This window comes from Flammeovirga agarivorans, from assembly GCF_012641475.1.
Classification (GTDB): Bacteria; Bacteroidota; Bacteroidia; order Cytophagales; family Flammeovirgaceae; genus Flammeovirga; species Flammeovirga agarivorans.
Window position 1 is genome coordinate 38,659 of record NZ_JABAIL010000014.1, and the last position, 12,331, is coordinate 50,989.

A 12,331-nucleotide genomic window follows, 5' to 3' on the forward strand; every position below is an offset into this window, starting at 1 on the left:
CTAGAAAGTCAAGTCTACTCCGAAACCAAAGCTATTCGTATTAGGCATAGAGAATCTCTCAAAAGATCCACCCATGTTCGTATTACCTTGAGAAGACTCAGGGTCAAAGTTTGGCAATGCTGTCCATAAAAGAATGTTTCTTGCAAATACAGATAAACCAATTGCAGTTGTTCCCTTAATCACTTTTTCAGGGAATTTATATCCTAAAGAAAGCTCTCTCATTTTTACAAATGAGTTATCATAAATGTATGCTTCATCGATGTTACCTTCGATATCAGAATATAAATATTGATAAGCTTGCGGATCATTCTCTCCACCTCTTTGTATATCGTTTTTCGTTCCATCTAACTTATATCCATCGTAGATAAATGGAGTTGTTCTGTCTTCTGTAGTTGATAATACACCATAAAGGTTACCTAAACCGTTAGAACCAGAATACATTTCACCACCATTTTTCCATTCGAATACAGCTGCTAATGTCCAAGACTTGTAAGAGAAGTTCGTCGAGAAACCTAAGATAAAGTCTGGGTTCACATCACCAATAATACCCGGCTCACCAGCAAGTGGCATACCTCTATATGGTGAATTAGGATCTTCTTCTACTAAAACTCTTCCTTGATCATCTCTTTGGAATGTAGAACCATAAATTACTGGATAAGCATACCCTGCCGCCGCTCTTACTTGTGGTGTTACATAACCACCAAGGAAGATACTTTCAACGCCATCTGCTAATTCATCTACGAAACTGACAATACGAGAGTAATTTACATTGATAGCCCAGTTGAAATCTGTAGTAGATACAGGTATTAATGTCAATGTTACCTCATGAGCATCTGTATGAAGTTTACCACCATTGGTATATAATTCAGAGAAACCTGTTGATGATGATAAAGGAACTGCAAAGATTTGATCTGTTACATTCTGTCTAGAGTAAGTATATGATAACGAGATTCTGTCATCAAAGAACCCTAAATCTGCGCCTAACTCATATGATGCTGTATTCTGAGGCTTTAATCCTGGATCATAAATCTGAGGGAACTGAGTATATGAATTAACATTACTATTATTGATATTCAATGGATAGTTAATTGGTGTTGGATTTGTCCACCAACCTCCTCCATATGATGGAGTATAATAGTAGTTTTCATAATAATCACCTGCCTGACCTACTTGTGCGAATGAACCTCTAACTTTCACTAAAGAAACTTGATCAACATTTCTCAAGAAATCAAATTCACTCAATACAACACTCGCTGAGATAGATGGATAGAAGAATGATCTTGCTCCAGATGGCATCGTAGAAACATAGTCATTTCTACCTGTTGCTGTTAAGTAGAATAAGTTATTATAGCTATAAGTTAAACTTGCAAAGAAACCTACAGTTCTTGTTCTTCTTTGTGTTTCATTTGCGGTAACAACATTTGCATTCGAGATATGCTTCCAACCACCGAAGTTAAAATCATTACCATCTTCAGTATATGTTTTTAACCTTGTATCGTTCAACTCATTACCTAAAATAACCTGAAAGTTATTCTTGTCATTAATGTCATAATTGAAATTAACAGTCGCTAATGAGTTCATTACATTATTGGTGACACCATAATTTGACATGTAACCCGCACCACTTCTATGACCATATTCAAAAATATCCTGATAGTGAGTAGTATAAGTATCAATACCTAATTGGTATTTCACTCGAATATCCATCTTATCATTGATATCTGTTTCATATTGGATATATGCATTACCATAGAATCTATCCGTACGTTCGTTAAATACATTATTTTGTGCTGCCCAATACGGGTTATCAAAAGTAGGAGAACGATAATAGATTTGTTTGTATGGATCATCAGGCTCATGGTAAGGAATTCCTTTTAAATCATACGATGTTGGAGCTGCATACACACCTGCTAATGATGCATCATTACCAGCTGATAACTTATCGATATCAGTTTGAACATAGTTAGCTGAAACACCTGTTGAGAAAAAGTCATTTACAGTTGCATCAAACTTACCTTTCGCATTGTATCTATTCATACCTGTTGCAGCGGCAACACCTTGTTGAGTCGTATTAGAAAGGCCGATACTATAATTAGCATGCTCGGTAGACTGACTTATACTTGCTGAAGAGTTGATGGTATGACCTGTTTCAAAATAATCATTAAAGTTATCGTATAAACCAGGTTCTACCCAAGGATCTAATCCTGCTCTTGCTCGCTGGTCTACATAGTACTTTCCTTGTTGACCTTGTGAATTACCCCCTACATTAGGATCATTCGGTAATTCAGATAAAAGTGGTCCCCAAGCCATTGAACTGTAAGCACTATAGGCTCCACTATAACCTTGAGCATAAGTTTTTTGATAATCCGGTGTTCTTGAAACTTTTTCGAAACTGGTAAAGTTTGATATACGAACGATGGGTTTACCTGCTTTACCACCCTTACCACTTTTGGTCGTGATAATAATTACACCATTGGATGCTCTAATACCATATAATGCAGCTGCTGCCTGACCTTTTAAGATATTTATACTTTCAATATCGTTAGGATCAATATCTACTGCTCTATTTGATATATCGGCACCTGTTACCGAGTTACCTGTTGAAACGTCTGCCTGTGAACTAATAGGCATACCATCTACTACATATAATGGAGTATTATTTCCAGTAAACGATCTTGCACCTCTAATATTAATTTGAGTTGAAGCACCTGGCATACCTGATGAAGGTTTAATATCTACTCCTGAGATCTTACCTTGCATTGATCCAGCTAAACCAGGGTTACCTGTTTGTACAAGTTCTTCTGTTTTCACATCCTGTACGGCATAACCAAGTGATTTTTTATCAGATTGTTGACCTAGTGCTGTTACTACAACTTCATCTAGCTCTTCAGCATCTACTTCCATTGGAACATTAATAACAGATTGAGTTCCTACAGGAATTTCTTGAGTAGCATATCCGATAAAACTAAACACCAGTGTACTACCTTCAGATACAGATATGGAATATTTACCGTCTAAATCAGTGATGGTACCCGAATTAGTACCTTTCACAACTACAGTAACCCCGGGCAGAGGTTCAGCACCATCTGATATGGTACCAGTAACGGTTCGTTCTTGGGCCATAGCATTGCAAACCATATATAGCAATGCTACAAATAGTAATAAATTCTTTTTCATGAAATTGAGAAATAATTGAGTTAATGGGATATTTTCATTTAATCGAAAAGAAAATTGTCAATTCAAGTCGTTAAATATTTAGTTTTTGGAGTCCCGATTGAAGAAAGAATAAATTAAGACGTGTCAATGAAATGTTTATAATTGGTCAAAATATTAAATTTTTAAGTATAGTTAGATTTAAGGTTACTATTTAAATTTACTAATTTCAGTATCAAGAAGATAACTATTAACAGATTTACTTTAAGGAATACAATTGTAAATGAAATCGATACAATTAAAGCTGTTTTGATAACTCATTAAGCTTAAAAAGGACACTATTTCTTTAAAACCTACAAGGGTAAGTAGTTACTTTATTCTATAATTTTTTATAGTCAATATTGATGAAATAGAACCTTTCATCACAATCCTAATATGATACTTCATTAACTCAGTAAATGCATTGTTATAGTTTCACTACCGAATCATTATTATGTATTAGATCACTTTTTCATTTTCAAATTGAATTCTAATTAGATTATTGGGTTGTGGTGGATAATAGGATTATAAACTCTGTATCTATTTAATAGAGTAATCTCTCATTTTCAAGAATTTGTAGTACAAAAAAAGAGGGATTCTTTTATAGATCCCCCCTTTTATTAGAAAAGTGTAAAATGTTACGACCATATCACTCCTCTTTTTATAAAATTTATAATTTTGATATGTAAGTACTAGAAAATCAACAGCATTTCTCAGGTTCTTTTAATGCATCATCGATAATCTGATCTACATATTTATATCCTACTTCTTTAACGGAAACCACTTTTGTACTTGAAAGAACCAATGATGCACTTTCACCCAATATTGTTTTCAAGACAAACCCAGGAACATTAGGTAAAAAAACTGGTCTATTAAGCTTCGTTCCTATCGCTTTGGTTAGCTGTTCATTAGTTACAGGATTTGGAGCTACAGCATTAATGATTCCTTGCACTTCAGTATTATCTATACTATAGATAAAAAGGTTGGATAAATCTCTAAGTGAGATCCATGAAATCCATTGCTGCCCATCTCCAATGGGTGATCCTACCCCAAATTTTATAGGTATCATCATTTTAGGTAATGCTCCCCCTTTTTCCGTTAGTACTACTCCAATTCTTAATTGAACTAATCTACTTCTTTGAAGTTTTTGCTGTTCTGTTTCCCATTGATTGACAACATCAGCAAGAAAATCGTTTCCAACCCCACTGTTTTCATCACAGGTTTTATCTTTTTGATCACCATAAAAACCAATTGCAGAGGCACAAACGACTGTCTTTGGAGGATTTTCCATACTATTGATTTTTCCCATCAATAAATGAGTAGACTTCGTTCTACTTTCTAATATTTCTTTTTTGGCTGTATCTGTCCATCTTCCATCTCCGACACTTTTTCCAGCTAAATGAATCACAGCATCAATACCCTCGAGAGCTTTATCATCAATAAAGTCATTTTGGATATCCCATTTATATCTTTTGTATCTCGCATTAAGGTCCTCTTTTCGAGACAACCATCTTACTTCATCTCCTCTGCTGTATAACTTGTCGGATATTTCTTGCCCAACTAACCCAGAGCCTCCAGTGATCAGAACTTTCATGTTTGTAATACTTTAATTGATGCTTTTCATTAAAACTTCCAAACTTTAATTTTGTTTGCATTACATCAATGCTCTAACTAAGTTAGAGAGAATTTTAGACTTCATCGATTTTATTTCCAATATGAACAAACTATCACTATTCATTTGTGCCTTTATGGCCATTGGAAATGTTCTGTTTGCACAAGAAACTTTTACTATTAATGGTGTCAGGGATGATAGAAGTAATTTCTATGCATTTACCCATGCAACAGTTCATATTTCCCCAACAAAAACACTCAATAATGCATCCATCGTCATAAAAAACGGAAAAATTCAGAGTGTGAATTCCTCTAATGATATTCCAAAAGGTGCTGCTGAAATTAATGTTGAAGGAAAACATATTTACGCGTCCTTTATTGATGCTAATTCCAGTTATGGTATGCCAGAAGTAAAAAAAGGAAGCTTTTGGTCGTTCTCAAAACCAGAAAGTATTGGTTCCCAAAACCCTAAGGCCTACAACGCAAATGATGCCATCAATGCCAATACAAATGCAGCAGACTTATTTAAGAGTAAAGAATCAGATGCCAAAACTATGCGTTCTATTGGTTTTGGTACAGCAGTAACTTTTTTACCTGATGGTGTTGCTAGAGGAACATCTGCTTTAGTTACTTTCGGGAAGGGCAAAGCCAATGAGTTAATGCTTGACTCTAAAGTGGGAGCACACTATGCTTTTAGCAAAGGGTCTTCTCAACAAATGTACCCTGTATCTACAATGGGGTATGTCGCATTGTTACGTCAAACGTATTATGATGCCCAATGGTACGCTGCCGGCGGACATGAACAGTTTACAGATTTAACTTTGGAAGCTTTTAACACCAACCAAAATTTACCTCAATTCTTCTTTGCACAAGATCGTTTTGATATTGAAAGAGCTGCAAAAGTGGCCAATGAATTCAACAAGACATATATCTATTTAGGTAATGGAGATGAATATCAAGATATCGTTTCAATAAAGAATTTAGGTAGTGCTATTATTGTACCTGTTAATTACCCTCAGGCATTAGATGTAAAAGACCCGATTGACGCGATGAATGCGAGTTTTGCAGACATGAAACATTGGGAACTTGCCCCTACTAACTTATCTGTTTTATCAAAAGCAGAAGTTGAGTTTTCTATTACCACAAGTAAACTTAAAAAGAAGGGTGATTTCCTTAAAAATATTAGATTAGCGGTAAAGCAAGGACTATCGGAAGAAGATGCATTAGCTGCATTAACAACAGTACCTGCTAAATTTGTTAATGCAAGCGACCGCTTAGGTACATTAGAAAGTGGGAAAATAGCTAACCTGATCATCACTTCAGATAATATCTTCGAAAAAGGCGATATTCTTGAAAACTGGATTAGAGGTAAACGCTTTGTGGTAAAATCATGGAATCAAGATGATTTCAGAGGCGATTATACCTTACAAGTAGCAAATAAAGAGTATCAGTTAGAGGTAACTGGAGATACACCTCAATCTGCAAAGTGGAAAATCAACATTAATGATTCCACTGCATTGGATACTAAGGCAAAACTACACGACGGAATGTTGACCTTATCTTTTGCTGCAGATACTAGTAAAAGTACACACCAAATTCGTTTATCAGGATGGGCTGATCAGAAAGGTAATTTCTCAGGAGAAGGAAAAGATATTGCTGGCAATTGGCTAAAATGGTCGGCTATAAAGGGCACTAAACCTGAAGAAACATCAGAAAAGACAAAAGGAAAAGATACTAACAGTACTACCGATGCTATAGGATCGGTTATTTATCCTTTCAATGCTTATGGAAGTGATCAAGTTCCTACTCAAGAGACCATTTTAATTACTAATGCAACTGTTTGGACCAACGAGAATGAAGGAATTCTAAAAGATACCGACGTTCTGATCAAAGATGGTAAGATTGCACAAATAGGAAAAAGGTTAAAAGCCAACAAGAAAACCAAAGTTATTGATGGTACAGGAAAGCACCTTACTGCAGGTATTATTGATGAACATTCTCATATTGCTTTATTCTCAGTAAATGATGTTGCTGTAATGTCTTCAATGGTACGCATGGAAGATGTTATCAATCCAAATGATGTCAATATCTATCGTCAATTAGCGGGAGGTGTTACTTCGGCTCAGTTACTTCATGGGTCTGCTAACCCTGTAGGCGGACAATCGGCTATCATTAAATTACGATGGGGAAAAACAAACCCTAATGATATGTTATTCGAAGGAGCAGAACCTTTTATCAAGTTTGCATTAGGTGAGAATGTCAAACGTTCTAGTTGGCCTATGTCCCATCGATTCCCACAATCCAGAATGGGAGTTGAAGCAGTGTATATTGATGGATTCAGTAGAGCAAAAGCTTATGATCAGGCTCAAAAATCATTTGATGGTGATGGCTTAGCGCCAAGAAAAGATTTACAATTAGAAGCACTTGCACAGATTGTAAATAGTGAACGTTTTATTTCTTGTCACTCTTACGTACAATCAGAAATTAATATGCTAATGCATGTTGCCGATCAATTTGACTTTAATGTAAATACTTTTACTCATATTCTTGAGGGGTATAAAGTAGCTGATAAAATGGCAGCACATGGTGCAGGAGCATCAACCTTCTCAGATTGGTGGGCCTATAAATTTGAAGTGTATGAAGCAATTCCTCACAATGCTGCATTAATAGCTAGTCAAGGTGTTACAGTAGCTATTAATTCGGATGATGCTGAAATGGCGCGTCGATTAAATCAAGAGGCCGCCAAGTCTGTAAAATATGCTGGTATGCCTGAAGAGGATGCATTAAAAATGGTTACGTTAAATCCTGCAAAGCTTCTTCATATAGATGATCAAGTAGGATCCATAAAAGTAGGTAAGTCTGGCGATGTTGTGTTGTGGACTGATCACCCATTGTCTATATATGCCAAAGCAGAATATACAATGATTGATGGTACCATTTATTATTCGATGAAAAAAGACGAACAACTACGTAAAGCGATGAAAGCTGAGAGAGCTCGTCTGGTCAGTAAAATGCAAGAGGCAGAAAAGAATGGAGCTTCTGTAAAAGAAGTGGCTCCAAAAGCTAACCACTTATTACACTGTGACCATTTACACCTTGATTAATTTTAAAGAAATGAGATTCAATAAATATATCGTTGCTTTTATTGGAATATTGGGTATCTGTCAAATATCACAAGCACAGGTTCCTTCTCCAGGAGAAAAGCAAAACAAAGGAATTGTATTAAAAGGAGGTACCGTCCATGATGGCAATGGCAATGTAAAAGAAAATACTGATGTTGCTTTTATTGATGGAAAGATCTCCTTCATTGGAAATAATTTTTCTGATGCTGAATATTCCGTTATTAACGTACAAGGAAAACATCTATACCCAGGGTTTATCCTGCCCACATCTCCTCTTGGATTGGTTGAAATTGAAGCTGTAAGTGCTTCGAGTGATACCTATGAAACTGGTAAGAGTAATCCTGAAGTGAGATCTGTGATAGCATATAATACGGATTCTCATGTAATTCCAACCGTACGCTCTAATGGTGTTTTAGTTGAGCAAGTGATGCCACAAGGTGGCCTATTTTCTGGCCGATCTTCGATTGTCCAACTTGATGCTTGGAACTGGGAAGATGCCATTGTAAAAGAAAATGACGGACAACACTTACACTGGCCAAAAAAGTATTACCAGAATTCATGGACAAACCCCGACAAGAGTTTACAAACCAGTAAATCATACTATAAAACAGTAGATCTTATTGAGCAAACATTAATGGATGCAGAAGCTTATTCTATGGCTCCAACTCCTAATGTTCCTGATTTTCCTTTAGAAGCATTAAAAGGTATTTTCCAAGGAACTGAGAAGCTATATATACATGTAGATGAAGCTAAAAGTATAATATCTTCTGTGAAATTAGCTCAAAAGTATCATATCAAAGATATCGTTGTTGTTGGTGGTGCAGATGCATGGTTAATCACCGATTTCTTAAAGGAAAATGATATTCCGGTATTATTGACCGATGTTCATAGTCTCCCTACAAGAGAACAGGATGATGTTGACCTACCTTTCAAAAGAGCAAAATTATTATCTGATGCAGGTGTTCTTGTTGGATTAACTCATTCCTCAGCATCAAACTCCAGAAACCTTCCTTTCTATGCCGGTACATTGGTGGCATATGGAGTAAGTCAAGAAGATGCTTTGAAAATGATCACTTCTAATACTGCTACTATTTTAGGTATTGAAAAGCAATTTGGTTCGCTTGAAACTGGAAAGTCAGCTACTCTTATTATCAGCGAAGGTGATGTACTAGATATGAGAACAAGTATTATCACCCATGCGTTTATTGATGGTAGAACAGTTGATTTGAACAATAAGCATGAAATGCTATACCAAAAGTTTAAGAAGAAATACGATAACTAAATAGTAAATTATGGTTTAGGGTGTTTGAATTTGTAACTTCATCCTAAACCATAAATTTAATCCCAGATAACATGTCATCTAGTGTCATTTATATTCCTGCTGAAAACAAACAATTTTCCCAACCTATTATATTAATACATGGTGCTTTGTTTAGTGCAGAAGCATGGAGAGGAAACTTTCTAGAATTTTTCCCAAAACAAGGATATGACACCTATGCTATTAGTTTAAGTGGACATGGAAACCAAGGAAATAAGTTACTGCTAAACTTATACGGAATTGATGATTTTACTGAAGACGTCGTCCAACTCATTACAAGCCTAGAAGAGAAACCAATACTTATTGGACATTCAATGGGAGGGCTTGTTGCACAAATGGTAGCACAAAAAGTAAGTCTAACTTCTGTTATTTTGCTAGCAGCAGTTCCTCCTTATGGAGTATTTAGACCTATGTTACAGCATATGTTTTCAGCTCCTATCAGCTTAACTAAATTTGCCGCTTCTACACTTTTTCCGTTTTGGAAATTCTTTAAAACTGAAGCTCCTGAAGGTATTTATTCTACTTTACCAACAAGGGAAGTTCAATTACATGTCAATAAGAATATCCAAAGGGAATCGTTAAAAGCAATGATAGAAATGCTTATTCGAGACTTTAATATTGAACCTAAAAAAGTAACCTGCCCAATGCATCACATTGGTTTCAAAGATGATAAAATTATTTTTCCGGAGGATGTAATTAAAACTGCATCATTCTACCAACAGGAGTACAAGATTTTCGATAACATGGCTCATGCTTTTATGTTTGAACCAAATTGGGAAATTGTTGGGAAATATATTTCAGACTGGATGACAAAGAATCATTAATTTTCTGCATTATAAAATGCAACTACCCTTCTTAGTCCTTCCTTAGATCTTAAAGGAACTTCTAACGTTCGAATATATTCTTTCACCTCTTCTTCTCTCCCGATAAATAACTTATATAATTCTTTCTTTTTGGTATCTACTGGTATTATTTCTCCAGTTATAGATAAGAAATACAACCTTTCTTTAAGCTGATAAGAATAAAAGACAGTTTCATTGTTATCATGTACATTCGTAAATCGGTTACGTTCCATCTTTGCCCTATCATTATCAAATGTATTGTATTTATGAGCTGACTTTAAAAGGAAAGGATAAGACAACAAACCTAGTTTACCACTGCCTCCTTCTACTAATTCATAAATTCCAGTAGCAGGAATTCCTTCTCTTGTGTACTTATAGACATTAATAAAATGATATTCTGATGTGGTCACTAAATTGGGTTTACTTTCATCTACATAAGTGATATCAAATTTCTCTACTTCACTCACTTCCACCACATTTACAGAGGTATCTTGCATTTCTAAACCACCATATAAAGTAGTAGTTTCAATCTCCATCATTTCCAATTGGTCATGTTGAAGGTCAAATAATAAGGGAATATCTCTTTTTATAGCACCATTTTTTAACCATACAGATCCTTGCATCCAATCATTAAAATAAAATACCATGCTATCTCTAGTCATGTTATTTTGAGCTTCAATATTCTTCTGAGCTTCGGACAGTAATGTTTTTTTCTTCTTTTTGGTTTTCTCCTGTGCAGTCACTGTTGAAAATAAAGAAGTAAGTAAGAGTAATATAAGTGCATATTTGGACATAGAAATGTTTAGTTTTTTATTGAAGTAGAGACATTAAAGTTGTTAGTATTAAAAATACCAAAAAATGAATACAAAAAAAAGACTGCTCTACGAATAGAACAGTCTTTATAAACTCTATATTTTCTAAGTTTACTAACGAATTAGTAAGACTTGCTGATATCGATAAAGTCTCTTGATACTAATGAAGCACCACCAATTAAACCACCGTCAACGTCTGGTTGAGCGAATAATTCTTGAGCGTTGCTTGGCTTAGCAGAACCACCATATAAGATTGAAGTAGCATCAGCAACTTCTTGACCATATTTAGCAGCAATCATATCACGGATATCTTTGTGCATTTCTTGTGCTTGTGCAGATGTAGCTGTTTTACCAGTACCGATAGCCCAAACTGGCTCGTATGCTAAAACTACTTTACCGAAGTCCTCAGCAGAAAGGTGGAATAAACCTTCTGATAATTGCTTCTCTACTACAGCTTTTTGAGTACCAGCCTCACGCTCTTCTAATACTTCACCAAAACAGAAGATTGGCTTCATACCGTTAGCAATAACTGCATCAGTTTTTGTTGCTAACATAGCATTAGACTCACCAAAATATTCACGACGCTCAGAGTGACCTAAGATTACGTAATCAATACCATAAGATGCTAATTGAGCAGCAGAAATTTCTCCTGTATAAGCTCCTTTTGGCTCTGTGTAACAGTTTTGAGCACCAACAAATACATTCGCAGAATTACCAACGATTGATTTTACTTTGCTCAAGTGGATAAATGGAGTACACATAATAACAGTAACATCTGAAGGTGTTTCATCTTTAGCCATGTTTGCTACTTCAGAAGCTAATACTTCAGCATCTTCTTTAAGAAGATTCATTTTCCAGTTACCTGCTACGATCTTTTGTCTCATAGTTCTATTTTTTTTGAATGTATGTGATTTTAAGTTCGGTGCGAATATACGTAGCTGATTGTGGTTTCAAAATGAGTTTCGTCATACTGTTGAAGTAAGTTAGAAACAATTTACACAATTGAATATTCTATTTTTCCAAAATTTGGAAAATGAGTTTCATAATGAAACTGAAAGAAAGTGTGCCAAAACCAAAAAACCGCTCTAACTGGTCATTAACAGGCATTTACACAAAAAACGTTGTTATGGCACAGTTGATGTCTTAAAGATAGTGGGTAAAGAATCATAGGTTAGTCACCTATTGTATGGCATGATACACCAGTAACATTAACCAGCTGTGGAAAGACACTTGAATATTTTCAAGTGTTTTTTTTTGCTCACTTTTTTATAAAGTAGCTTTCAAACAAGGAAAATTTATATTATATTTACAAATATTACAAAACAGCTACTTTTTTAAGACATAATACTTAACCTAAATTTTTTCTATTACTCTAATTCTTACACATTAGAATATTTTTTTATCTATGTAATCTTCTACTGTCATTTTTTTGGC

General features: G+C 35.1%; 7 protein-coding genes. 3 read left to right on the plus strand and 4 right to left on the minus strand.

All coding sequences use genetic code 11. From position 1 onward, the window contains the following. Together HGP29_RS25940 and HGP29_RS25945 are read right to left on the minus strand one after the other, a co-directional pair. Complete coding sequence (locus HGP29_RS25940) at window positions 1–3,177, minus strand: SusC/RagA family TonB-linked outer membrane protein (RefSeq protein WP_168885383.1); 3,177 nt, start codon at window positions 3,175–3,177, stop codon at window positions 1–3. A 715-nt stretch (window positions 3,178–3,892) separates the two neighbouring features. Beyond that, window positions 3,893–4,786 (minus strand): TIGR01777 family oxidoreductase, encoded by an 894-nt coding sequence (locus HGP29_RS25945; protein ID WP_168885384.1) that lies wholly within the window; start codon window positions 4,784–4,786, stop codon window positions 3,893–3,895. 121 nt (window positions 4,787–4,907) lie between these two features. Here HGP29_RS25945 and HGP29_RS25950 point away from each other — a divergent pair, with 121 nt between their 5' ends. The 3 genes from HGP29_RS25950 (at window position 4,908) to HGP29_RS25960 (ending at window position 10,067) form a co-directional block, all read left to right on the plus strand. After that, window positions 4,908–7,907 carry an amidohydrolase family protein gene (locus HGP29_RS25950; RefSeq protein ID WP_168885385.1) on the plus strand — a complete coding sequence of 1,000 codons (3,000 nt, stop codon included), beginning with the start codon at window positions 4,908–4,910 and terminating at the stop codon, window positions 7,905–7,907. Window positions 7,908–7,917: 10 nt separating this feature from the next. Beyond that, entirely contained in the window at window positions 7,918–9,207 is a 1,290-nt protein-coding gene (locus HGP29_RS25955; protein WP_168885386.1) for an amidohydrolase family protein, read from the plus strand. 71 nt (window positions 9,208–9,278) lie between these two features. After that, on the plus strand, window positions 9,279–10,067 hold the full coding sequence (locus HGP29_RS25960; RefSeq protein ID WP_168885387.1) for an alpha/beta hydrolase: 789 nt from the start codon (window positions 9,279–9,281) through the stop codon (window positions 10,065–10,067). Here HGP29_RS25960 and HGP29_RS25965 read toward each other — a convergent pair. Further along, window positions 10,064–10,879, minus strand: a complete 816-nt coding sequence (locus HGP29_RS25965; protein WP_168885388.1) for a hypothetical protein — start codon at window positions 10,877–10,879, stop codon at window positions 10,064–10,066. The genes HGP29_RS25960 and HGP29_RS25965 overlap by 4 nt on opposite strands. Window positions 10,880–11,019: 140 nt before the next feature. Then, entirely contained in the window at window positions 11,020–11,781 is a 762-nt protein-coding gene (gene tpiA, locus HGP29_RS25970; RefSeq protein ID WP_168885389.1) for a triose-phosphate isomerase, read from the minus strand. Between the last annotated feature and the right edge of the window lie 550 nt (window positions 11,782–12,331).

What these genes read in the sequence shown, in the direction of transcription:
- HGP29_RS25940 (WP_168885383.1), bottom strand. Translation starts at nt 3,177, where the DNA reads ATGAAAAAGAATTTATTACTATTTGTAGCATTGCTATATATGGTTTGC.
- HGP29_RS25945 (WP_168885384.1), bottom strand. Translation starts at nt 4,786, where the DNA reads ATGAAAGTTCTGATCACTGGAGGCTCTGGGTTAGTTGGGCAAGAAATA.
- HGP29_RS25950 (WP_168885385.1), top strand. Translation starts at nt 4,908, where the DNA reads ATGAACAAACTATCACTATTCATTTGTGCCTTTATGGCCATTGGAAAT.
- HGP29_RS25955 (WP_168885386.1), top strand. Translation starts at nt 7,918, where the DNA reads ATGAGATTCAATAAATATATCGTTGCTTTTATTGGAATATTGGGTATC.
- HGP29_RS25960 (WP_168885387.1), top strand. Translation starts at nt 9,279, where the DNA reads ATGTCATCTAGTGTCATTTATATTCCTGCTGAAAACAAACAATTTTCC.
- HGP29_RS25965 (WP_168885388.1), bottom strand. Translation starts at nt 10,879, where the DNA reads ATGTCCAAATATGCACTTATATTACTCTTACTTACTTCTTTATTTTCA.
- tpiA (WP_168885389.1), bottom strand. Translation starts at nt 11,781, where the DNA reads ATGAGACAAAAGATCGTAGCAGGTAACTGGAAAATGAATCTTCTTAAA.